The organism is Listeria innocua (assembly GCF_028596125.1).
Taxonomy (GTDB): Bacteria; Bacillota; Bacilli; order Lactobacillales; family Listeriaceae; genus Listeria; species Listeria innocua.
On the sequence record NZ_CP117229.1, the window covers coordinates 782,270 to 807,064 of the forward strand.

20 protein-coding genes are annotated in these 24,795 nt (G+C 37.9%); 14 read left to right on the top strand and 6 right to left on the bottom strand.

Annotated elements, in window-relative coordinates:
* Positions 1 to 32 precede the first annotated feature (32 nt).
* The 3 genes from PQQ29_RS04380 to PQQ29_RS04390 all read left to right on the top strand — a co-directional run bounded on the left by PQQ29_RS04380 (position 33) and on the right by PQQ29_RS04390 (position 2,123).
* Positions 33 to 962, top strand: a complete 930-nt coding sequence (locus tag PQQ29_RS04380) for a nitronate monooxygenase (RefSeq protein ID WP_045553475.1) — start codon at positions 33 to 35, stop codon at positions 960 to 962.
* Positions 963 to 1,148: 186 nt separating this feature from the next.
* Entirely contained in the window at positions 1,149 to 1,601 is a 453-nt protein-coding gene (locus tag PQQ29_RS04385) for a MarR family winged helix-turn-helix transcriptional regulator (protein WP_003731245.1), read from the top strand.
* Between the two features lie 15 nt (positions 1,602 to 1,616).
* Entirely contained in the window at positions 1,617 to 2,123 is a 507-nt protein-coding gene (locus tag PQQ29_RS04390) for a GNAT family N-acetyltransferase (protein ID WP_003761162.1), read from the top strand.
* A gap of 23 nt (positions 2,124 to 2,146) precedes the next feature.
* Here the strand turns inward: PQQ29_RS04390 and PQQ29_RS04395 are convergent, their stop codons facing one another.
* Complete coding sequence (locus tag PQQ29_RS04395) at positions 2,147 to 2,560, bottom strand: VOC family protein (RefSeq protein ID WP_187984047.1); 414 nt, start codon at positions 2,558 to 2,560, stop codon at positions 2,147 to 2,149.
* A gap of 224 nt (positions 2,561 to 2,784) precedes the next feature.
* Here PQQ29_RS04395 and PQQ29_RS04400 point away from each other — a divergent pair, with 224 nt between their 5' ends.
* From PQQ29_RS04400 to PQQ29_RS04415, 4 genes are all read left to right on the top strand, one after another.
* The gene (locus PQQ29_RS04400) at positions 2,785 to 5,415 is read left to right on the top strand and encodes a cation-translocating P-type ATPase (protein ID WP_187984048.1); all 2,631 of its coding nucleotides are present in this window, start codon (positions 2,785 to 2,787) and stop codon (positions 5,413 to 5,415) included.
* 14 nt (positions 5,416 to 5,429) lie between these two features.
* Positions 5,430 to 6,278, top strand: a complete 849-nt coding sequence (locus tag PQQ29_RS04405; RefSeq protein ID WP_003761169.1) for a hypothetical protein — start codon at positions 5,430 to 5,432, stop codon at positions 6,276 to 6,278.
* Between the two features lie 111 nt (positions 6,279 to 6,389).
* The gene (locus tag PQQ29_RS04410; protein WP_003766021.1) at positions 6,390 to 6,947 is read left to right on the top strand and encodes a GNAT family N-acetyltransferase; all 558 of its coding nucleotides are present in this window, start codon (positions 6,390 to 6,392) and stop codon (positions 6,945 to 6,947) included.
* Between the two features lie 16 nt (positions 6,948 to 6,963).
* Positions 6,964 to 7,626, top strand: coding sequence for an EGFR-like transmembrane domain-containing protein (locus tag PQQ29_RS04415; RefSeq protein WP_033533246.1), 663 nt, complete (start codon positions 6,964 to 6,966; stop codon positions 7,624 to 7,626).
* A gap of 16 nt (positions 7,627 to 7,642) precedes the next feature.
* On the opposite strand, the gene PQQ29_RS04420 is transcribed toward PQQ29_RS04415, so the two are convergent.
* Positions 7,643 to 8,032, bottom strand: coding sequence for a MerR family transcriptional regulator (locus PQQ29_RS04420; RefSeq protein WP_003761175.1), 390 nt, complete (start codon positions 8,030 to 8,032; stop codon positions 7,643 to 7,645).
* A 120-nt stretch (positions 8,033 to 8,152) separates the two neighbouring features.
* Here PQQ29_RS04420 and PQQ29_RS04425 point away from each other — a divergent pair, with 120 nt between their 5' ends.
* The 5 genes from PQQ29_RS04425 to nifJ all read left to right on the top strand — a co-directional run bounded on the left by PQQ29_RS04425 (position 8,153) and on the right by nifJ (position 17,015).
* Entirely contained in the window at positions 8,153 to 8,977 is an 825-nt protein-coding gene (locus PQQ29_RS04425; protein WP_003771025.1) for an aldo/keto reductase, read from the top strand.
* A gap of 110 nt (positions 8,978 to 9,087) precedes the next feature.
* Positions 9,088 to 10,056, top strand: a complete 969-nt coding sequence (locus PQQ29_RS04430) for a winged helix DNA-binding domain-containing protein (protein ID WP_187984049.1) — start codon at positions 9,088 to 9,090, stop codon at positions 10,054 to 10,056.
* Between the two features lie 41 nt (positions 10,057 to 10,097).
* Positions 10,098 to 11,378, top strand: a complete 1,281-nt coding sequence (locus PQQ29_RS04435; protein WP_187984050.1) for a hydroxymethylglutaryl-CoA reductase, degradative — start codon at positions 10,098 to 10,100, stop codon at positions 11,376 to 11,378.
* A 196-nt stretch (positions 11,379 to 11,574) separates the two neighbouring features.
* Positions 11,575 to 13,209, top strand: coding sequence for a Na/Pi cotransporter family protein (locus tag PQQ29_RS04440; protein WP_003761183.1), 1,635 nt, complete (start codon positions 11,575 to 11,577; stop codon positions 13,207 to 13,209).
* A 155-nt stretch (positions 13,210 to 13,364) separates the two neighbouring features.
* Complete coding sequence (gene nifJ / locus PQQ29_RS04445) at positions 13,365 to 17,015, top strand: pyruvate:ferredoxin (flavodoxin) oxidoreductase (RefSeq protein WP_010990629.1); 3,651 nt, start codon at positions 13,365 to 13,367, stop codon at positions 17,013 to 17,015.
* A gap of 250 nt (positions 17,016 to 17,265) precedes the next feature.
* Here nifJ and PQQ29_RS04450 read toward each other — a convergent pair whose 3' ends face one another.
* Both PQQ29_RS04450 and PQQ29_RS04455 read right to left on the bottom strand, forming a co-directional pair.
* Positions 17,266 to 19,227, bottom strand: a complete 1,962-nt coding sequence (locus PQQ29_RS04450; RefSeq protein WP_010990630.1) for a fructose-1,6-bisphosphatase — start codon at positions 19,225 to 19,227, stop codon at positions 17,266 to 17,268.
* A 112-nt stretch (positions 19,228 to 19,339) separates the two neighbouring features.
* On the bottom strand, positions 19,340 to 20,251 hold the full coding sequence (locus tag PQQ29_RS04455) for an AEC family transporter (protein WP_003761191.1): 912 nt from the start codon (positions 20,249 to 20,251) through the stop codon (positions 19,340 to 19,342).
* A gap of 711 nt (positions 20,252 to 20,962) precedes the next feature.
* On the opposite strand from PQQ29_RS04455, the gene PQQ29_RS04460 reads away from it, so the two are divergent.
* Positions 20,963 to 21,241, top strand: coding sequence for a transposase (locus tag PQQ29_RS04460; protein ID WP_003761194.1), 279 nt, complete (start codon positions 20,963 to 20,965; stop codon positions 21,239 to 21,241).
* A 39-nt stretch (positions 21,242 to 21,280) separates the two neighbouring features.
* Here PQQ29_RS04460 and psiE read toward each other — a convergent pair whose 3' ends face one another.
* The gene (psiE, locus tag PQQ29_RS04465) at positions 21,281 to 21,694 is read right to left on the bottom strand and encodes a phosphate-starvation-inducible protein PsiE (protein WP_003729465.1); all 414 of its coding nucleotides are present in this window, start codon (positions 21,692 to 21,694) and stop codon (positions 21,281 to 21,283) included.
* An 89-nt stretch (positions 21,695 to 21,783) separates the two neighbouring features.
* On the opposite strand from psiE, the gene PQQ29_RS04470 reads away from it, so the two are divergent.
* A complete protein-coding gene (locus tag PQQ29_RS04470) occupies positions 21,784 to 23,505 on the top strand; it encodes an ABC transporter ATP-binding protein (protein ID WP_049781514.1) in 1,722 nt (573 codons plus the stop codon).
* A gap of 31 nt (positions 23,506 to 23,536) precedes the next feature.
* Here the strand turns inward: PQQ29_RS04470 and PQQ29_RS04475 are convergent, their stop codons facing one another.
* Positions 23,537 to 24,748, bottom strand: coding sequence for an MFS transporter (locus tag PQQ29_RS04475; protein WP_187984051.1), 1,212 nt, complete (start codon positions 24,746 to 24,748; stop codon positions 23,537 to 23,539).
* Between the last annotated feature and the right edge of the window lie 47 nt (positions 24,749 to 24,795).

The following is a 24,795-nucleotide window of genomic DNA, read 5'->3' on the forward strand; positions in this document are numbered from 1 at the left end:
GATAAAACAAACAAGAACGCAGGAGGAAAAAGATGTCGATTACGAACTTATTAAATATTAAATATCCAATTATCCAAGGTGCAATGGCTCAAATTGCCAAAGCTCCACTTGTAGCCGCTGTGTCTAATGCAGGCGGTTTAGGAATTATCGCTTCTGGCGGAATGACTGCCGAGATGCTACGCGAAGAAATCCAAAAAACAAAAGAACTGACAGATAAACCATTTGGCGTCAACTTAATGCTAATGATGACAAATATTGCTGAATTAACCGAAGTAATTATAGAAGAAAAAGTGGGAATCGTTACAACTGGAGCGGGAACGCCGAAAACATTTATGCCAATTTGGAAAGAAGCTGGAATTATCGTGATTCCTGTTGTTCCATCTGTCATGATTGCTAAACGTATGGAAAAAATGGGCGCAGATGCAGTTATCGCAGAAGGAACAGAAGCGGGTGGACACGTTGGCGAAACAACAACAATGGCGCTCGTACCTCAAATCGTGGATGCTGTAACTATTCCAGTCATTGGCGCAGGTGGAATTGCCGACGGTCGCGGAATCGCTGCAGCTCTAGCTCTAGGTGCAAAAGGTGTCCAAATCGGCACACGCTTCCTAGCAACCGATGAATGCCCAGTACACCCCGATTTCAAAGCAGCCGTTATTAAAGCTTCCGACCGCGACACAATGGTTACCGGACGAAAAGCTGGCGCACCAGTTCGCTCAATTAAAAATAAAATGATCAAAGAATACATTCGTTTAGAAGAAGAAAACGCCGATCGCGACACGTTAGAAGAGTTAACTTTAGGCTCTTTACGAAAAGCAGTACAAGAAGGCGACACAGACAACGGCTCTGTCATGGCCGGTCAAATCGCTGGATTAATTACAGAAATCAAACCTTGTAAAGATGTTATTGAAGAGATGATGACAGATGCTAAGAATGTGATTGCTGGGTTAGAATTAAAATAATGTTTTAAACTGCAGATTCCTTAATATTGGATTTTTAGTAAGTCATAAAAAGCCGTGCCAGTTCACTCAGTGCTGATACGGCTTTTTTAGTTAGTAGAAAAATTCATTTCTGTTTCATCAATACATCCTCTATGTTATACTAATGTAAAGTTATATTGTTGCAAATGCAATAAAAGGAGGTTGGCGATGAAAGATATATTAAGAGATATAGGTGTTATTGCACGTGCACTTGATTCAATAAGTAATATCGAATTTAAAGAATTAAATCTAGCAAAAGGACAATTTATTTATCTAGTTAGAATTTGCGAGAACCAAGGGATTATTCAAGAAAAACTAGTAGATATTTTAAAAATCGATCGAACCACTGCTTCGAGAGCTATTAAGAATTTGGAGAAAAACGGTTTGATTATAAAGAAACAGGATAAGAATAATAAAAAAAATAAACTATTATTCCCAACAGAGAAAGGACAGCAACTATATCCCTTAATTATCCGCGAGAATGAATACTCCAATGCAGTAGCTTTAAAAGGATTTACTGAGGCTGAAATTAATATGCTCACCGATGCGCTCAAGAAGGTCAAAGAAAATATTGCAGATGACTGGTTATATGTCAAAAAAGGCAATAAAAGAAGTTATTAATTTGGAGGAAATGTAATGATAAAATTATGTACAATAAGTGATTCCCAAGCACTCTTAGAAGTAAGTTATAAGACATTTGATGAAACATTTAGAGCGCAAAATAAACCGGAAAACATGGATGCATATTTAAAAACAAATTTTACGGCTAAAAAATTAAGCGATGAACTAAAAAACCCACATTCCTATTTTTATTTTGTTTTTCACCAAGAAGCTATTGCTGGTTATTTAAAACTAAATATAGGAGATGCTCAAACAGAAGAAATAGCTGGGAATACAATCGAAATAGAGCGTATTTATGTATTGAAGTCATTTCAAAAAAAGGGATTAGGTAAAGAGTTATTTAATCAAGCAATAGAGATAGCGAAAGAAGTTGATGCAGAAAAAATATGGTTAGGTGTTTGGGAAAAGAATAAGAACGCTATTCAATTTTATGCAAAGCTGGGTTTTATTAAAAATGGACAACATGATTTTTTCATGGGCGATGATTGTCAAACTGATATTATTATGATAAAAGATTTATAAAAAAAGTTGAGCGCATACTAAGCTCAACTTTTTTTATCAAAATTAAGCTGCCAAAACACCCCAAACCGGTCCGTCACCTGCGCATAAGTCGAACCCCAGAATGCCACTTGCAACTCCATCTCCACTTTACCCGTAGCACTTAAAACTTCATAGGCGTACTTAATATCATCCTCTGTTTCAAAATTAATCAGGATTGTCACCCGATTACCAATTGTAAAACCATCATAAGGCGCATCGGTAATATAAATAAATTCTTCTCCGTTTTTTGCTAAACGACTATGCATCAATCGCTCACCAAAAACGGCATCGCCATCAAAATTGTTCATCTCTTTAAAACGCTGAACGCTTGTAATCTCAGCTTGAAACTCATCCGCATAAAATGTTAACGCATCTTGACCTTCTCCGTTAAAAACTAAGTATGGAACTGCAAAAGACATCTCATCATCTCCTATACAATTAATAGCTTTAGTATAAGCCTAATCTACTGCGAAGTCATGTCTCAAAATAATAAGGATTTGTGAATAAAAACAAAATACTTGCAAATAAACGTGATATATTATACAATTACACTAAGAAATCGGATATATTTAAATTAATATTTTTTTGCAATAAAATAAAGTAAGTACTTGCTTTTGGGAGTAGGTGCGTAGGAGGTAGATGTATGCTTTGGGTAAAAGAGTCAATTGAGCAACTTCTCAGCAAACTACACACGAATTTAGACACAGGGTTAACGAAAGAACAAGTGAAACAAAAACATGCAGAGTTCGGGACGAATGAATTTGAAGAGGGGAAGAAAGAATCACTTCTTCAAAAAATTGGTCATCATTTGATTGAAATTACGACGATTGTCTTGCTTTTTGCAGCAGCGATTTCTGCATATTTAGCAATTACAACCGGATATGGTTGGGCGAAGGTTGTTGTTATTTTAGGAATCGTTGTTTTAAATATGGTGCTCGGAATTTACCAGGAAAACAGCGCCGAAAAAGCACTTGCTGCATTACAAAGTATGAATGCGCATTTAACGACGGTCGTTCGTGATGGTGTGCGGATGCAAGTGGACGCAACGGAATTAGTGCCAGGGGATATTATTGAAATCGTTGCAGGAGATATGATTCCAGCAGATGCGCGAATTATTTCAAGCAGCAGTTTACAAGTCGAGGAATCTGCGTTAACTGGCGAAAGTGTTCCTGTTGAAAAGGATGCAAATGCGGTTGTTTCGGAAAAAGCACCAATTGGCGACCGTCTGAATATGCTTTACTCAGGCTGTCTTGTAACAAATGGTCGTGCAACAGCAGTTGTTGTGGAAATTGGTATGGAAACAGAGATGGGGAAAATTGCTGGACTTTTAAACAGCACCTCAAAACTGATGACGCCTTTACAACTTCGCTTAAAAGAATTAGCTAAACGACTTAGTATTGTAGCACTTTTAGCAGGTATTTTAATTTTTATAATTGATGTATATGTGTACGGTGAAACGATTATTGAAACGTTGATGATCGCGATTTCTCTAGCTGTAGCAGCGGTTCCTGAGACGTTGCCGGTTATTGTGACATTAACACTTGCTTATGGCGTTCAAAATATGGTGCGGAAAAATACGATCATCCGCCGAATTCCTGCAGTAGAAACAATCGGAAATACTTCAGTTATTTGTTCTGATAAAACAGGAACATTAACGCAAAATAAAATGATTATCCAACAAATTTGGGCAGCAGACCACGCACCGATAAAAGCAACAGCTGAATTTGATACTGCAGAACAAAAAGTATTAGAAATGTTGAGCCTTTCCAGTAACGCGACGATTGATGTAACAGACGGCGAAGAAACCATTATTGGTGACCCAACTGAAAGCGCGATTATCCGTTTACTAGAAGAAAAAGGAACAACGAAAAAAGCATTAGAAGCCAAATATCCACGCGTGTTCGAACTTCCTTTTGACTCAGATAGAAAGCTAATGACGACAATTCACCAAGTAGAAGACGGATTTCTGTCCATTACAAAAGGTGCTTTTGACCGCATTCCCGTAAACTTTTCCGAGGCGTTTTTAGCGGAAGCAGAGCGGGTACACGACAGTTTTGCGGAGGATGCGCTTCGGGTGTTAGTTGTTGCCTATAAAAAATATCCGGAAATGCCGACTGACTTGTCTAGTGAGGCGCTTGAGACCGACTTAACTTTTGCGGGAATGGTTGGGATGATTGATCCACCAAGACCAGAAAGTAAAGCAGCTGTGTTAGCGGCGAAAAAAGCGGGTATTAAGACTGTAATGATTACTGGTGACCATATTGTAACGGCATCAGCAATTGCAAAAGAAATTGGTATTTTAACGGATGGGGACAAAGCGATTACTGGAGCAGAACTGGCAGAAATGTCAGAAGCAGATCTGGAGAAAAATATTCGAGATTATGCAGTATACGCTCGGGTTAGCCCTGAAGACAAGATTCGGATTGTCAAAGCTTGGCAGAAAAATGGTGAGATTGTAACAATGACAGGTGATGGCGTCAATGATGCGCCAGCCCTCAAAGCAGCAGATGTTGGAGCAGCAATGGGAATCACTGGAACAGATGTATCTAAAAACGCTGCAGATATGGTTATAACCGACGATAATTTTGCAACGATTGTAGATGCAGTCAAAGAGGGGCGTACTGCCTATGAGAATATCCGCAAAACGATTTACTTTTTACTAAGTACAAACTTTTCTCAAATTTTCATTATGTTAATTGCGATTATTCTTGGCTGGGGCGCGCCGGTTGTAGCTGTTCAGTTGCTACTAATCAACGTTGTGTCTGATGGGATTCCAGGATTCTTCCTTAGTCGTGAAAAAGCAGATGACTCGATTATGGAGCGTAAGCCAATACCGAAAAACGCTGGAATTTTTGCGAATGGACTTGGGAAAAAAATGGCGACACAAGCGGTTGTCTTTACGATTGTGACACTTGCTGGGTTTTATATCGGGCAGTTTGTAACGATTAATAATTCGATTGGTGCAAGCTATGAAGTTGGAATGACAATGGCGTTCGTTATTCTAGCATGGTCATCTGTCGCGCACATTTTCAACGTAAGAAGCGATAAATCGATTTTCACTATCGGATTTTTATCAAACCGTGGCTTGTTCTTTAGTGCGATTTGTTCGATGCTGATTATATTAGGGCTTGCGATTATTCCACCACTTGCTAACATGTTCTTCTTAGTTGAGATGAGCTTAACGCACTGGATTCTTGCATTTATCCTGTCGATGTTCGCACTTCTATTCGTTGAAATCCAAAAGCTAATTCAGCGTAAAAGAGCAAAAGCTTAAAGGAGGACAACTAAATGAATGAAACTCAAAAATTAGTAGCAGCATCTCTTGAACGTAACTTTGGAAAAGACATCGGGGCACGTTATGAAGGAAACGAAGAAGCGCAGTTACGTGCCGAAGAAGTTATTGAGGAAATTGCTATCGTTATTGCACCACTTGTAGAAAAATTAGGAATCGAAAGTAAAACAGTGAAAAAAACGATTCCATTTTTATACGAACTTCAAAAAAATCAATTTTGTGATATGAGTGCCTATCCGTATCCACTTCTTTTGGTCAATGGAACGAGCGCGGATACTGAAAAATATTGGCGGGATTTACCGACATATTGGACAGATGAAGCTAATAAAATCGTGCTCCCATATGTATTAGAACATATTAAAAATAATAAAGTACGCCAAAAACTATTATCTTTCCATGCATGGTTGTTAGGTGAGGTAGCCGAGATGAACACAGAACTCGGAGCTCAGTTTCGGGTGAAATTAGTTTTTGAGTCAGATATGCGCATTCGTCTTAGAATTTATGAAGTCGAGCAAATTGCCATCGAAGTTCATTTTTTAGATAATCATGATACGGAACAACAACATTTGGGCTATGATGTGAGTTTGGACGCGGAACTTGAGGTCAAAGCTAGACTATTGCTACGCCAAGGGATTTTAACAGAAAACCTAGGATTGGTAGCATTAAAAGCTTATATTCGCTCCGTTTTACCAATTGCACATAGTTTGAAAAAGCTAGAAAAATTAACGGATGAAGAGGCGAAAAAATTAACTAAGTGGTTAACGCACGAAGAACCAAAAATTATGGAAGATACAGATTTAACTAGTAAAGCACTCGATTTCTTACAAAAAGTAGCACAGCAATAAGAATAAAATGCTATTTGGAGGAAATTGATCCTAAATAGCATTTTATTTTTGCAAGTGAGATTGGTAGAATAGTAAAATGATACAATGATATTAGAAAAGAGGATGTAAAAATTGATTCGACAAGCTAAAAAATCAGACGCGCCAAAAATTGCGCCACTTTTACTCGTAATATGGAAAGATATGGAGTTACCAATTTTAGAAGTAGAAACGGAAGAAGCAATTACAAATGCATTAATTGAAGCGATTCAAACCGAGGATTATCGTTATAGTTATCGACATCTTCATGTGTTTGAAAAAGATGGAGATATTGCCGGAGTTTTAGCAGGCTATCCTGGGAAAATTGAACCGGAAATCGACCATGCGTGGAACGAGATTGCGAAAAAACACGGAATTACTTACGATGCGCCGATTTTTGTGGATAAAGAAACATTTCCAGGTGAATGGTATTTAGATTCAATCGTAACAAATGAAAAATACCGCGGTCACGGCGTTGGAACAGCTTTACTTGCTAAATTAACAGAAATTGCTGCAAACGATGGCGAAAAAGTAGTCGGTTTAAATTGTGATAAAGGAAATCCACATGCGAAACGGTTGTATGAACGCTTAGGTTTTCATGTAACTGGGGAAATTAAACTGAGCGGCCACGACTATGAACATATGCAAAAATAAGAAATGAGGCAAACCAATGAAAAAAATTATTTTCACGCTGCTACTTAGTTTAGTTTTAGTTCTCGCAGGATGCGCCAATGTAACGAATACGGTGAAAGTCGACAAAAAAGGTGAGGCAATGATTTCCTTTGACATCGATATTTCATCAGTAGCAGGAATTTTCGCATCAAGTTATTCAGATCAAATGGAAGCTAAACTAAAAGAAGCTGGCTTTACTGTTGATAAGAAATCAAATACAAGTTACCATATCGAAAAAAAATTAGCGAAGACTGAAACGACAAAAAGCGATATGAAGCCAGAAGATTTTGGCGTGAAAATTACTAATACGAAAAGTTTCTTCACACAAAAAATCAAAGTGGATGCAAATATTGACATCGAGAAAATCTGGAAAAAAGAAGTAGCAGATGTCCCGTTTCCTAAAGAAATATTAAGTCAAATCGACTATACTTTTATTTTAGATTTACCAGTGTCGTCAATTGGTGATAATAATGCTAAGAGCGTCGATGGTGGAAAGCTCACTTGGGACGTTCCACTTGATCAAAAATCCGAAATGTATTTTGAAGTCACTGTGCCAAACGTGAAAAATATAGCGATTGTTGGTGGAATTCTACTCGTAGCGATTATTGGTTTATTGATTTACCTTATTAGAAAACATCGCAAAAAGAAAAGATTACAATAAAAAAAGTGTGAATCAGTTAGCTAAGCTGATTCACACTTTTCTTTACGTCTTTTTCTAATTCTTCATAGCAAGCTAGTTTTTTCTCGATTTTTTTAAATGCGCGGTCCAGTTCAGCTTGCCGGCGATACATATCTTGTTGATGTTCTTTAAGTACAGCGATTCGTTCTGATACTGTTTCGTCGCCACATTTAGTTAATTCAACAATTTCTTTCTGTTTCGCAAGTGGCATTCCAGTGACACGTAAACAAGTAAGTAATTCAAGCCAGTGCAGGGCATCATTATCGAAAATCCGGTTATTATTTTTATCACGTGCTAGAAATGGAATTAACCCTTCTCGTTCATAGTAGCGAATCGTATGGGCGCTTAAACCCGTGTGCTCGGAAGCTTCTTTAATTGTTTGTTGCACTAAAATCACCTCTTTTTTTCTTAATAATAGCACCTTGAAAATCGAAAAGCCAAATGTTTGCCTTTGAGTATACTCTAAGGTGTATAGTAAACGTGTTAATACTTTTAGGAGGCGGATAAATTGAACTTAAAAGATACAGTAAAACTTGCAAATGGTGTAGAAATGCCCCGTTTAGGATTTGGCGTATGGAAAGTACAAGACGGCGACGAAGCAGTAAATTCTGTTAAATGGGCAATCGAAGCTGGTTACATTAGCATTGATACAGCTGCTGCTTACAAAAATGAAGAAGGTGTTGGTCAAGCGATTAAAGAGTCTGGCGTTAAAAGAGAAGACTTATTCGTAACAACCAAACTTTGGAATGCAGAGCAAGGCTATGAATCTACTCTAGCTGCTTTTGATGAAAGCTTACGTAAACTAGAACTTGATTATGTAGACCTTTATTTAATTCACTGGCCAGTCGAAGGAAAATTCAAAGATACTTGGCGCGCTTTTGAAAAATTATATAAAGATAAACGCGTTCGAGCAATTGGCGTATGTAACTTCCACGAACATCACCTAAAAGAATTAATGGAAGATGCGGAAATCGCTCCAATGGTTAACCAAATTGAATTACATCCGCAATTAACACAAGAACCATTACGTAAATTCTGTGCTGAAAACAACATTGTAGTAGAAGCTTGGTCTCCACTTGGTAACGGTAAACTTCTTGCTAACCCAGAAATTAAAGCAATTGCTGATGCACATGGTAAATCAGTTGCACAAGTTATTCTTCGCTGGGACTTACAAATTGGCGTAGTTACTATTCCAAAATCAGTTCACCAAGAACGTATTATCCAAAATGCCGATATTTTCGACTTCGAATTAAGTGATGAAGAAGTTGCAAAAATCAGCGGATTAAATAAAGATGAAAGAACTGGCCCAGACCCAGATAATTTCAATTTCTAAAAGAAAAACGAAGAAACTGCTAATTAAAATAAAATCCCTTCCGACTTTTCATAGCGGGAGGGATTTTTGCTATGTTTTTATGCTACAATAAACTAAAAAAAGAGGTTACTATGGAGCGAAAAACGATTATTCAAAAGCGGTTCATAAACCAAAGATTAGCTGAGACTACATGGCTTTCGTCCCCTGAAGAAGTAGTGTTTCATTTTGGTGCGATGCAGTCTCAAAATTATGGTCAATCACTTTGGGCAGTTGGAAGTAGATTAATTACTCCAAATGAGCAAACTGTAAAACAAGCGATTGATGAAGGTGAAATTATCCGAACGTGGCTTTTGCGAGGAACAATTCATCTTTTTTCGGCACGTGATTATCACTGGTTGATGGATTTAATTGCCCCGAGGATAGATAAAATTTGTAAGCCATATCGAACTAAATTAGGTTTAACAGAAGACATTCTAAGTAAATCTACGGAGGTTGTAAAAACACTTGTAGCAGAGCATGCGATAACGCGAAAAGACTTAGCTCTGAACTTAGCGAAACATGATTTACCTAGCAGCGGCATCCCGTTTGCGCAGTTATTGGTCTACTTAAGCTCGCGGAAAATTATTTGCTCTGGCGCGGATGAAACCTTTCGAAACACAATTCATATTCCAGCTCCTGAGTACACTTATACCCGAGAAGAAGCGTTGAAAGAATTGGCAAAGCGCTACATACAAAGCCACGCGCCAGCTACTTTAAAAGACTTTTGCTTTTGGTCTGGATTGACCGTTACCGATGCAAAAATAGCTCTAGAAGATTTCACTAAAGAAGGCGACTTTTATTTATCCAGTACAATTGAAAAAAGTAGTCCAGTACACACGGTTCCGCTAGCAGGTTTTGATGAGTGGATTATCGGATACATTGACCGCTCCATCGTTTTACCTGAAGAGTGGCATGAAGCAATTATAACGAAGAATGGGATTTTTAGACCAGCGATTATTTCAGCCGGCCAAGTCGTGGATAAATGGGAAAAACCTAAGAAAAAAGCGGAACTAACTGGGGATTACTGGAACCGTTACATCCAGTTTCGGAATATGCTATAGTCAAGTAAGTGCAGAAAATTTAATTTGAGGTGATTAAAGCAATGAAAGCTTTTGATAAATTTTATAAAAAAACATTAGAAGAACGTCGTGCGGTTTTAGCCGAATATGCTGATTTAAATGAAGAAGAACAAGCCTTTTTAGCTTCCACAGGGGCTCTTTCTCTCGATAAAGCGAACCACATGATTGAAAATACGGTTGGCATATACTCGCTTCCACTCGGGCTAGGAATGAATATGCTATTAAATGAAAAAAATTATATTGTTCCAATGGCAATGGAGGAGCCTTCTGTCGTTGCTGCTCAAAGCTCAGGAGCAAAATTAATCGCGCAAAACGGTGGTATGAAAGGCACTGCGACTGACCGGAAAATGATCGGTCAAATTGAATTAATTAACGTGCCAGATGTCCAATCTGCGGAAGAAGAAGTGCTTGCTAACCGAGAAAAACTCATTGCTATTGCTAATGACGCCCATCCTTCTTTACAAAAAAGAGGCGGCGGGGCTGTTGATCTACAAGTACGTACAGCTAAAACGGCGAGCGAAGAAACTTTATTTATCGTTCATTTACTTGTTGATACCCAAGAAGCAATGGGGGCCAATATGGTAAATACAATGGTAGAAACGTTAGCGCCCGAATTAGAACTTTTAACGGGTGGAACGGCAAATATGCGAATTTTATCCAATTTAGTAGATGAAGCAACCGCAACGGTGACTTGTCGACTTTCCCCTCTAAGTTTAGCGACAAAAACACAAAGTGGCGAGTGGGTACGTGATCGAATTATTGCCGCTTATGAATTTGCAGATGCTGATATTTACCGAGCAGCCACGCACAACAAAGGAATTATGAATGGTATCGATGCAGTTATTATGGCTTTTGGAAATGATTGGCGTGCAATAGAAGCCGCAAGTCATGCCTATGCTGCCCGTACAGGAAGCTATAAGCCCATGTCTAAGTGGTCCAAAGATCAAGACGGATATTTGGTTGGCGAATTAACTTTACCAATGCCAGTCGCCTTTGTAGGAGGTTCTATCGGGATTCATCCGATCGCCAGCCTTTCGAAAAAAATTGCACGAGTAGAATCGGCGAAAGAACTAGCTATGTTAGTATGCGCAGTTGGCTTAACGCAAAATTTAGCCGCTTTAAAGGCACTCGTTACGGAAGGCATCCAGCGTGGACATATGTCGTTACAAGCAAAATCACTGGCAATGACAGCGGGAGCAGAAGCAAATGAAATCGAAAAAGTAGCCAAGTTTTTACAAGAAAGCAAACAAATGAATGTTATGGCAGCGAAAGCATATATCGCTACTTTACGATCTGAAAAATAAAAGTCTATGTAAACGACCTTTACAAAAACTTAACAATACATTCGGAACGCGTTAAAGCCTTTATTTTCAACGTTTCACATTGTTTTTAATAGAACTTCCTTTACAAAATGAAAAAAATCTATTTACCTCGCTTTTACTTTCTTTTATGATGAAAAAAGAGTGAAATTACAAGATTACAAACAAAAAGGAGATTTTCATGGGAGACATAAATATTCAGCAGATGATTTTTCAATTTATTGGAGGACTTGGAATTTTTCTTTTCGGCATTAAATACATGGGAGACGGGCTGCAAATGGCAGCTGGAGATAGACTCCGTGACATTTTAGATAAGTACACGACGAATCCTTTTATGGGTGTACTTGCCGGAATTTTAGTTACTGTATTAATTCAAAGTAGCTCAGGTACAACTGTTTTGACGGTCGGGTTAGTAAGTGCCGGGTTTATGACCTTAAAACAAGCAATTGGTGTTATCATGGGGGCGAACATTGGAACAACCGTGACCGCCTTTATTATTGGTATTAAGTTATCCGAGTATTCTTTACCAATAATTGCTGTAGGAGCAGTACTTTTATTCTTCTTTAAAAATCATAAAGTAAAAAATATTGGACAAGTATTCTTTGGATTTGGTGCGTTATTTTATGGACTGGATTTGATGGGACAAGGGATGAAGCCTCTTGCTAGCATGGAAGCTTTTCATGAGTTAACTGCGCAAATGAGTACGAATCCATTCTTAGGTTTGTTAATCGGAACGATCTTTACCGCGGTAGTGCAGTCTTCAAGTGCTACTATCGGGATATTACAAGAGCTATATGGGCAAGGTGCAATTGACCTTCAAGCCGCATTACCAGTTTTATTTGGAGATAATATTGGTACAACGATCACAGCGGTTCTTGCTGCCATTGGAGCTAGTGTTGCTGCTAAACGTGCAGCAGCGACTCATGTTATTTTCAACTTACTCGGCGCAATTATATTCATGTTGATTTTGCCACTTTTCACATCGCTCGTAGCTTATATGCAAGGTTTATTTGGACTAAATCCAGAAATGACCATTGCGGTTGCTCACGGAACGTTTAATGTGACAAATACATTTATTCAATTCTGGTTTATTGGGGCCTTTGCTTGGCTAGTAACAAAACTCATACCAGGAGACGATTCGCGCATTGATTATAAAGTGAAACATCTAGATACAAACTTAATCGATCAGTCACCAGGGATTGCACTTGAAATGGCACGCGAGGAAACACTGCGCATGGCAGATTATGCCAAATTAGGCTTACAAGAAGCAAAAGAATATCTCGTTAATCAGGAGCCAAAACATGCCGAGTCAACTGTTCAGGTTGAAGAAGCAGTAAATAATTTAGACCGAAAAATCACCGAATACTTAACTAAAATTTCTTCGGTTGCTTTAACAAACAATGAAACAGAAGAACATGCGCTGATGCTTGATACCGTTCGTGATATTGAACGGGTGGGCGATCACATGGAGAACATCGTAGAAAATATCGACCAACTGATTAAAAACAAAGCAAAAATGTCCGAAGAAGCTTCCACACAGCTAATCGAAATGTTTGAACTGACAACATCTAATTTCGAACGAGCAGTGAAAGCAATGCACAAAAAAGATCGAGCGCTTGCTGAAGAAACTATTTTGGTTGAAAAAGATATTGATAAAGCAGAACGCAGATTACGTAAAAGTCACATCCGTCGCTTAAATGAAGGCAAATGCCAAGTCGTTAGTGGAATTTTATATATCGATATTGTAAGTGATTTAGAACGAATTGGTGACCATGCAAATAACATTGCAGAGTCTGTTTTAGAATTAAACGAATAATAATCAAAAAGAAATTAGCTATCGTTTTAGCTAGTTTCTTTTTTTTGTTAAAAATCTACACTTTTTCTAGTCCTTGTGAAGCATTGAGTATAAGCGAATAGTGGTGTAGAATAAGAATGATTATAAAACTAGAATGACTGGAAGTGTTGAGTCTTATGCGAAATAGAAAAACGATGGATGGAAATACCGCCGCAGCTTATATTTCTTACGCATTTACAGAAGTTGCAGCAATCTATCCGATTACCCCTTCCTCCACCATGGCTGAACTTGTGGATGAATGGTCTTCAAAAAACAAGAAAAATTTATTCAATGAACCCGTAAAAGTAGTAGAAATGCAATCAGAAGCAGGAGCAGCAGGAACAGTTCACGGCTCACTTCAAGCAGGAGCCTTAACGAGCACATATACAGCGAGTCAAGGTTTACTTTTAATGATTCCGAATATGTACAAAATTGCCGGCGAACTATTACCAACTGTTTTCCATGTTTCTGCAAGAACAATTTCTGCAGCCTCACTTAATATTTTTGGCGATCATAGTGATGTGATGGCAGCGCGCCAAACTGGATTTGCGATGCTTGCAGAAGGTTCCGTGCAAGAAGTAATGGACTTATCTGCCGTTGCCCATCTAGCCTCGTTAAAAGGGAGTTTACCATTTTTAAATTTCTTTGACGGCTTCCGGACGAGCCATGAATTACAAAAAGTCGAAGTGCTCGAATATGACGAATTAGAAAATTTACTTGATAAAGAGGCCTTACAACAATTCAGAAATCGCGCAATGACGCCAAATAATCCTAAAACACTAGGTTCCAACCAAAATCCAGACATCTTTTTCCAACAAAGAGAAACGGTGAATCGTTATTACGAGGAAATCCCTAGTATCGTTCAAAACTACATGCAAGAAATTAATCAGCTTCGTGGCACAGACTATGACTTAGTAAATTACTACGGAGCGGAAGATGCAACAGACGTTATTGTGGCGATGGGCTCTGTAACACCTGTCATCGAACAAGTGATTGATTATTTAACTACCCAAGGCAAAAAAGTAGGGCTATTAAATATTCGTTTATACCGTCCTTTCCCAGCAGAAACTTTCTTAGCAAAACTACCGAAAACAGTGGAACGTGTGGCTGTTTTAGACCGGACAAAAGAACCAGGATCAGGCGGGGAACCACTTTTACTTGATGTACAAAGTGTGCTTTATGATAGTGAAACGCGTCCGCTCGTTATTGGCGGTAGATATGGCTTAGGTTCAAAAGATGTTACACCAGACCAGATTCTTGGTGTTTATTCGCACCTAACGACCGAAAAACCAAAACCGCGCTTTACGATTGGAATTACAGACGACATTACGAACCTTTCCATTGAAAATACTGGACCAAGTGATCTGACTTCAGCAAAAACATTCCAATGTAAATTCTGGGGTTTCGGCTCGGACGGCACAGTTGGCGCGAATAAAGCCGCAATTAAAATCATTGGGGATAATACCGATTTATATGCGCAAGGCTATTTCTCCTATGATTCGAAAAAATCGGGCGGGCTAACCGTTTCGCATTTGCGTTTTGGTGAAAACCGCATTCGTTCTGCCTATTTAATCCAACAAGCTGATTTTGTTTCATGCTCCACCTCGGCCTATTTACGCTCCTATGATTTATTAAAAGGCTTAAAACCAGGCGGAACTTTCTTACTCAATACGATTTGGGAAGGCGAGCAGCTAGAACGCCATTTACCAGCTGCGATGCGCGAATATATTGCGAAAAATAATATTCAATTTTATACATTAAATGCGATGAGAATTGCGGGTGAAGCTGGACTTGGTAGAAGAATTAATACCGTTATGCAAACGGCCTTTTTCCGAGTGACCGATATTTTACCGTTCGAAAAAGCACTGGCTGATTTAAAAGCATCGGCTATCGCTACTTACGGGAAAAAAGATATGGCAGTTGCGGAGAAAAATATTCTCGCGATGGACCAAACAGTTGCTAACTTGCATAAAGTAGAAGTGCCGGAAAGCTGGGCAAATCCAGTTTTAACAGCAGAAGCAAGTACCGCCACTGAAAAACCAGCGTATGTTAAAAATATTCTGGAACCTGTGAACCGTTTAGAAGGGGACAACTTGACTGTTGGTGATTTAATTTCTAACGGTATGGTAAGCGGCGCATATCCTCCAGGGACAGCAGCTTACGAAAAGCGTGGTATCGCACTTGAAGTTCCCGAATGGATTTCTGAAAACTGTACGATGTGTAATGAATGTGCCTTTGTTTGTCCGCATGCAGCAATCCGTCCAATTTTAACGAATGAAGAAGAAATGGAATCTGCACCAGAAGGCTTTATGACACGAGAAATGCGCGGAAAAGATGGACTTCGTTATCGTATTCAAGTTTCACCAATGGATTGTACTGGCTGTAACTTATGTGCGGAAACATGTCCGGCGAAAGATAAAGCGCTCGTAATGAAACCTTTTGAAGAAGTTGCCGCAAAAGAAAATCCGAATTGGTCATTTGCGATTAATGTCAAACCAAAGAAAAATCCTGGTAAGAAAAATACTGTTCCCGGCAGTCAATTTGAACAACCGTTACTTGAGTTCTCAGGAGCTTGCGCAGGTTGTGGTGAAACCCCTTATGTTAAATTATTAACGCAAATGTTTGGCGATCGAATGATGATTGCTAATGCGACTGGCTGTTCCTCGATTTGGGGCGCATCTGCACCAGCAACGCCTTATACTGTGAATGATCAAGGACACGGCCCGGCGTGGGGAAATTCTTTATTAGAAGATAATGCAGAATATGGTTACGGCATGTATTTGGCGAACCAAACGATGCGAAAAGCTTTAAATAATAAAGTCACAAAAGCACTTGCGAATGAAACAATATCAGAAGGCTTACGTGAGGCTCTTTCTGATTGGCAAAATCAAATGGACGTTTCAGAAGACACACGTGACCGAGCAGAAGCTTTGCAACTCGCCCTTTTAAATGAAATGAAAGGAAATGCCTTGCTTGAATCTATTTACCGTGACAGAGAATTATTTATTAAACGGTCGCAGTGGATGATAGGTGGCGATGGTTGGGCTTATGACATCGGATTTGGCGGAATTGACCATGTTTTAGCATCAGGTGAAGATGTGAATATTTTTGTAATGGATAATGAAGTATACTCCAACACAGGCGGTCAATCATCCAAAGCAACCCCAACTGCTGCAATCGCTAAATTTGCTTCTGGTGGAAAATCAGTCGGTAAAAAAGATCTTGGAATCATGGCCATGAGTTACGGTAATATTTATGTTGCTCAAATTGCGATGGGTGCAAGTAAACGCCAAACCTTGAAAGCTATCGAGGAAGCGGAGGCTTATCCAGGTCCATCGTTAATTATCGCTTATACGCCATGTATTAACCACGGGATTTCTAGCGGGATGAAGACGATGCTTAGCGAAACTCAAAAAGCAGTCGAATGCGGATACTGGAGCTTATATCGTTATAATCCTTTACTAGAAGAAAAAGGTAAAAATCCGATGGTTATGGATTATAAAAAAGTGGATTTTGATCAATTTGAAGACTTCTTAAAACGCGAAACACGCTATTCTGCATTATATAAAGCGAATCCAGAAGTAGCAGCTAAATTGTCCGAAAAAACACGCTTAGATGCTGAGAAACGCTTCAAACGCTATGCGACAATGGCAGGTCTTGATTTAGAAAAAATATTGAAGAAAAAAGAAGTATCTGAAGAAGCAACCAAAAAACCAGTAGATGATGACCGCGCAGCAAGAAAAGCAGCTAGAGAAGCTAGAAGATTAGCGCGAGAACAAGAAAAATAAAGAGAAGACCCAGTGATCACTGGGTCTTCTCTTTATTTGCTTTTGATCTGTGGGAATCAGAAGCTAAGTGGGAATGAATAGATATTCTTTTATGAACGTTATAAAGAAATAACTACTATTTTAATATAACTTTTTTTACTAAAACGTGCACTAGTAAAAATAGAACATAAATAGTTAATAACGCTTTATTTGTTGCAGCCCAGTCAGTCTAGCACTTGTGAAAGTTTTATGACAATTCTAAATCTATCGTTTAACTGTTTTCGTGAAGCGAACCATTGCGGTAAGCCTCAAGGAGCATTTTTAAATCGGTAGCTTGTTCATTAAGATTTTTACCAATATCTGTATCTCGTACACGCTTTCGATTAATTTCCATCTCAATAACTTGTCGCGTTGAAAGAATATCGGTCTCATTTTTTATCGCATCTTCTTTCGTCGTAAACGGTTGATGACTGACTAACTGCAAACCGTAACTATTATAGAGTAATGTGTAACCAGCAAGCGTCGTTTCTTTATGATAGGCCTTAGCAAAACCGCCATCAATCACGAGCATTTTGGTGTTTGCTTTAATTGGACTTTCGCCTTTACCTTCTTTAACGGGTGTATGGCCGTTTATAATATGTCCACATTCACCATCGAGACCAAATTCCTCCAAGATTTGTTTGCAAATTGTTTCTTCGTTGCGGAGTTTATAATAAGGATTTTTTTCTTCTTTGTGTGTTTCTTTTTCCGCAATGAAGTAGCGCTCAAACGTAGTCATCTCACTTTTTCCAAATAACGAAGATACCGCTCCTGTCCATAAATACCAAACAATATCACAAGCATATTTCTTCTCTTTTGTTCCAGGTTTACGCACGTAGGCTTCACGAGTAAGAATTTCAAACTGTTCTAAAAGCTCTCGTCCAGAAAAGTTTTCTCCGCGTAGCTTCATTTCCATAAAAGTTCCATCTTCATAAAGAGGAATACAACCATGATAAAGTAAGTTGCCATTATACGTTAAAAACATACTACCTTTTGAATAAAGAAATTGAACATGTTTTTGTAATCGACGACAATTTTTAAACGATGCCGTAATCTTTTCAATAAGCTCCTTTTCTTCTTTTGTTAGCTTATAAGGGTCATTAGGATCTATCGTTGGAAAATGAGTATCAAGTAACTGGTAATCTTTCCCTTTTAAATGGATGGTTCCTTTTTTATAATCAATCATTTGTAGAAGCAGACGATGATTCATATCAAATTCTTTACGTCGATTGATTATCTCACCCTCTAGTTTAAACTGAATGATCGAAATCGCTTTATGCATTCGCGCAATTTGGGTAATTTCAGCTTTACTATAGTTTAAATTATCTTCATTTTTAGGTTGGAAATAGGTGCAAGGATCATTTTTATAAATTTCATCAGCAAAAAGTGCAAGTGGGCGAAGAGAAATACCATAACTATCTTCTAAAATATCTAAGTTTAAGTAACGCGCAGAAATTCGAATGACGTTAGCAGCACAAACTCTTGAGCCACTAGCCGCTCCCATCCATAAAATATCATGATTACCCCACTGGAAATCAAGTGAGTGATAATTCATCAGTGTATCCATAATTTTATCTGGATAGGGGCCTCTGTCATAAACGTCGCCAACGATGTGTAAATGATCAACCACGAGTTGTTGAATTAAACGTGATAATGCACTGATAAATTCAGCTGCACGATCCAGCGAAATGATATGTTGCAAAATTTCTTCATAGTACATTTTTTTATCTTCTTCGTTATAGTTTTCATGTAACAATTCTTCTAATATGTAAGCAAAATCTTCCGGCATGGCTTTTCTTACTTTCGATCTAGTATATTTTGAAGCAACATACTGGCACAGTTCGATTAAACGGAAAAGGGTAGTGCGATACCAATCATGCATATCGTCCATTTCTTCAGCAATTAAATCCATTTTCTCTTCTGGATAATAAATCAATGTACTAAGAGAATTGATTTCAGCATCATCCAACTCATCCCCAAAAATATCGCGGATTTTACGCTTTACAACTCCAGATCCATTCCGTAAAACTTGTTCAAAAGCGCTATATTCCCCGTGCACATCACTCAAAAAATGTTCCGTTCCTTTTGGTAGATTCATAATAGCTTCAAGGTTAATAATTTCTGTGGCCGTTTTAGCTATAGTAGGATATTGTTTGGCTAATAAATGTAAATATTTCATATCGATATTTTCCACTGATAACCGTCTCCTTTTTTAATTGGTATAGCTATTATATTTATAAAATATAAGTAAATCAAACGTTTTGTTTTATTATTGGTCTATACAAAAAGACGAGCCGGAGCCCGCCTTAGAAAACTGGATGAAGAAAATAAAGTACAATTGGTAGCGTAATTATACTTAAAACAGTACTAATAAACGTCGTACTGGAAACCAAATCTGGCTTAGTATCAAATTGAACAGCCATAAGAGTTGTATTTGCTGCTGTAGGCATTGCTGCTAACAAAATCATGATTTGCTTTGTCATTTCATCGACAGGAAGAATAAGAGTCAAACCAAATGCGATAAACGGTGCTATGAGTAATTTCAAAACTAGCGCGATGCCAACTTTATCCAGTTCAATCCGCCGAAAAGAAATAACCGCTAACTGCATTCCAAGAACAATCATAATTGTTGGAATCGCAGCATCACCAACAAGTTTCACACAAGTCATTAATGCAGATGGAAGCGGAATATGTAGTAGCTGAAGCATAAGACCAAGTAGCGCCCCGTAAGCAATCGGCATTCGTACCACACGTGTCATGACAGTTTTCATACCATTCGCATCCTTGCTCCCTTTTGCAGCAAAATAGATTCCAATCGTACTCATTGCAAGTTGTTGTAACACCATTAAAACAACCGCAATATCAAGTCCAGCCGCCCCAAAAACAAGCAATACAACAGGGGTGCCGTAATTCCCATTATTCATAAAAGCACTAGCTAAAATAAGCGCACAACGATCTTGCACATTGTAACCAAGCAGAAAACTAATAACACTAACAAGTAAAATTAAGCTTAAGCATAAAACAAAAATATAAATCGCCAAATAAAAATAATCCATCGTTAGCGGATTAGTATAAAAAGTATTAAATGCAAGAAACGGCGACATAAGATAAAGCGTCAGTTTCGATAAATTAGGAATATCGAATTTTAATGTTTTCTGCCCAATAAAACCAATTGCAAAAATTCCGAAAACTGGAAGTAAAATGAATAGAAACTCCATAGCAACACCCTTTTCTATATAGATTGTAAATTATTGTACCACAAAAAGACGTTTTATATTTAAAATAGACCAATAGTAGCCCTTATAAGTTATCTTTAAACGATTATTTTTGCTAAATTATGCTAGTCCGCCTCTCTAACATCTGTTCTTAAAAAGAATCGAAAGCAGCTAAATGTACTGTTTTAGGAATAAAAAAGCTCTTTTTCATCATAAAAGTCCTAAAAAAGTACTAAAAAACAGAGGGAGTTTGACCTATGTCATTAAATAGACACTAAAAAGACACCTTTTAGCCACAAAAATAACTAAATTGGTCTTTTTTTAGTATAAAAATTTTCATCGTATAATCTATAATAAATGTGTTGATTAAGAAATTTTGCAAATTCCGAAAAGTTTCATTGTTGATAAGAAAGTTTTTACTGAAAAATAAAAGGAGATAATAGGAATGAAACGAGGCTAGACTGCATTAATTAACGAAGAATTGGTTTTATCTATTAATTTTCAAAATAAGGGAAACAAGAAAAATAGTTCTTTTAAATACTAAAAAACAATCAGCAAAACTGCTCATTCAAAATAGTTTGAAAAAGGAAATATTGCTAATTTGTTATTACTAGAAATGAGTATTAAAAGAGACGTACAATGGGGTATTAAAACAACACAACAGTTGACTGGGAAACTACTTTATGAGAAAAACGCACAAGAAAGGAACTGTTTATGCCTACTAAAAAATATACCGAAAAATTCAAAATAAGCCTTGTTTATTTATATCGCAAAGGAACTTCTAAACAAACTCTATGCGAGGATTTTGGAGTTTCAAGCGCTTCACTTTCTAGATGGATTAAATGGTACGATGTGACAGACGTTGATTTGAATGAAGCTGCAAACATCTTACAAATGTACGAACTAAAAAAACAAAAAGATAAATTAGAAGCCGAAGTTTTAGAACTTACTAAAGCGATTCAACTTTTCAATTCAGATTTAAATACAGTATAAAAAAAGCAAGCAATCCCGAAAGTGGGGTTGCTTGCTTTTTTAGCCCTCTCTTTTAAGGAGCTTTGTATTAGCTAAAAATAGTGCAGCGACAAGAAGTAAAATCGCGCCTGAGAGTATTAGCGTAGATGTTGCACTAGAATGATCGACAATAATAAATCGAATAATCGCTGTGATACCGATATAAATAAAGTAGCGCAGCGGGAAATGAAAATGGGATTCGAAATATTTTACAATGAGCGCAATAAATTCAAAATAAAGGAAAAACGTCAAAATATCCTGTGTCATATAGTAGTAAGAAACGTCCGTATCTAAAAAGAAAATATTATTGAAAATCGTAAATGCCTCTCTAATTAAAAAAGCAACAAGAGTAAATCCGACCATAATAAGCGCCAAATTTAGAGTAATCCGTAGCAGGATGGGAACAATAGAAGAAATCTTTTCTAATCGTTTCATCAGTTGCCTCCTTTCCAAAACAATATCGCTTTTTTAGTCATTTTACACTATAATGGGAACCATGACTATTTTTAAGGGGGGAGTTTGTCATTCTAAAAAGGTTTTTTAGTTATTATAAACCGTATCGAACACTTTTTATCATTGATTTTGGTTGTGCTGTTTTAGCTGCTATTTTGGAGCTCGCATTTCCGGTCGCTGTAAATCACGTGATTGATACATTACTTCCAGGAAAAGATTTTGGGCTAATTATTACTGCAGCACTAGCCTTGTTATTCTTTTACATACTTAATACTTTTATGCAGTACATTGTCACTTATTTTGGCCATATGCTAGGTCTTAACATAGAAACAGATATGCGCAGAGATTTATTCAGTCATTTGCAAAAGCAACCATTTGGCTTTTACGATAATCAAAAGACGGGGAAATTGATGTCGCGAATGACGACCGATTTATTTGAAATTGGCGAAGTGGCGCATCATGGTCCGGAAGATATTTTCATTTCAATTATGTCGCTATTTGGCGCATTTTTCCTAATGCTAAACATTAACGTCAAGCTGGCGATTTCTACATTTATTTTAGTCCCCATATTGACGGTACTAATCGTATACTTTAACAAACGAATGACCAAAGTAACGACCGGGATTTTTAAAGATTTAGGGAATTTTAACGCTGGAGTGGAAAATGCAATCAGTGGTGTTCGGGTTGTTCAGGCATTTGCCAACGAACCGCATGAAAAAGGTCGTTTTGCCGTTTTAAATCAAGCGTACCGCAAATCTAAACTCATGTTTTACAAAGTGATGGGACTTAGTTTTTCATTTAACTATTTTCTTATGCGATTAATTAGTTTATTTGCTTTGTTATTCGGAGCTTACTTTACCATTAATGGCGAAATTTCATATGGTGAATTTGTCGGGTTTATTTTACTAACGAATGTTTTCATCCGACCAATTGAGAAAATCAATAATGTTATCGAAAGTTATCCGAAAGGGTTCGCGGGCTTTAAGCGTTTCCTAGAGGTGATGGATACGGAGCCCGCAATTCAAGATGAAAAAGATGCTAAACCGGCTTCAGCTTTCCGCGGTGACATTGAATACAAAGATGTTTCTTTTGAATATAGCGATGGAAAAAACGTCTTAAGTCATATTAACCTTTCGATTAAAGCTGGCGAAACAGTCGCATTTGTTGGACCAAGTGGTGCTGGGAAAACGACGATTTGTAATTTACTGCCACGTTTTTATGACGTTTCAGATGGGGAAATTACTATTGATGCCGAAAATATAAAACATTTCACTTTACCATCCTTACGAGCGCAAATCGGCGTAGTGCAACAAGATGTCTTTTTATTTTCCGGTACTGTTCGTGAAAATATCGCTTACGGAAAATTAGATGCTAGTAATGAAGAAATTGAGCATGTCGTAAAACTAGCGCATCTTTCTAAAGTGGTAGAAGAGATGCCAGACGGTCTAGATACAATTATTGGTGAACGCGGGGTAAAACTTTCTGGCGGGCAAAAACAACGGTTAGCAATCGCCCGAATGTTTCTAAAAAACCCACCAATTTTAATTTTGGATGAGGCAACTTCAGCCCTGGATACTGAAACAGAACAAGTAATTCAAGCTTCATTAGAAGAATTAGCAGAAGGTCGGACTACTTTAATAATCGCGCATAGGCTTGCTACGATTAAGCATGCTGACCGAATTATCGTTGTAAATGAAACCGGCATTGCAGAAACTGGAACACATGATGAACTGTTAGCAAAAGAAAACGGTGCATATAAACGATTATATGATGCACAATTTAATACGATTTAAGAAAAAGGGATTCCAACTTGGAATCCTTTTTTTATAATTGCGGACGAGTTCTTTTATAGAGAATAAAAATGGCAACAATTATCAAAATGACGCCCATCACGGCGGGAGCAGCGTGACCAAGAGTGATATAAATTTGACCGCCGATAATAGGTCCAATGATACGCGCGAGTGATTGAATCGCTTGGCTACCACCTTGAATTCGCCCTTGTTCACTGGCGCTTGCCGATTTCGAAACCATGCCATTGAAAGCGGGGTTGAAAATCGAATCACCAAACCCAAAAACAAACATTCCAATGACTAGCAGCTGAGGAAGGATAAAAATCGAGGAGGCCGCAATAAGCGCATAACCAATAATTTCAGCAATCATCCCGAGAATAGCAATTTGTTTATCACTAAGCCTGAGCAGTAGTTTAGGCATAACAAAGGCTTGTGAAAGAATATCTTGAACCCCCATAATCGAAAACATCAAACCAATTAAAGCTGGTTTCCAACTAAAATTATCAATGGCAAATTGAGACATAACTGCTTGAAGTGAGCCATTTGGAATCCAAATCAAGAATGCCGCAATAAGTAAGCGACCTAAATGTTTAATCGTCAAGATATTAAGGAGTTGCGAGAAAGGATTAAGTCGTATAAGCGGAATTCGTTTTAAGCGATTTTCCTCTTTTAAAGTTTCAGGCATGTAAAAATAGCCAAACACCAAGTTAATAAAAGTAATAGCCGCCCCAAAGAAAAACGGCATCGCATATCCAAAATGGGCTATTACGCCGCCAAAAGCAGGACCAAGCGCCGCACCCGCACCCGCCGCGGCACTGACCCAGCCAAAGTATTTCGTACGCTGTTCTTCGGGTGTAATGTCAGCAAAGAAAGCGAATAGCGTGCTAATACTACCGCCAGTGATTCCTTCAATTATCCGCCCAAGAAAGAGTACCCAAAGCGCCCCGCCAAGCCCGAAAACAAAGTAACCAATTGCCGAACCGATAAAACAAATTAGTAACACCGGACGTCTGCCGAACCGATCACTTAAAGCTCCAAGTCCAGGTGCTGCGAAGAACACGCAAAGGGCATAAACAGATGTTAATAGCGTCACCATAAGCGCTTGTTCACTAGAATTACTTACATACGGTGCAATTAGAAAAGGAACTACAGGCATAATGATACTGAAGCCCATTCCACAAAGAAAAACAGATATAAGACCAAAAAGTAAGGTTTTTGTATTAATGAAAGATTTAGTTGAAGACATGTGATTCTCCTATCGAAATATAATTAGTGTCCTAGGAAACATAAATA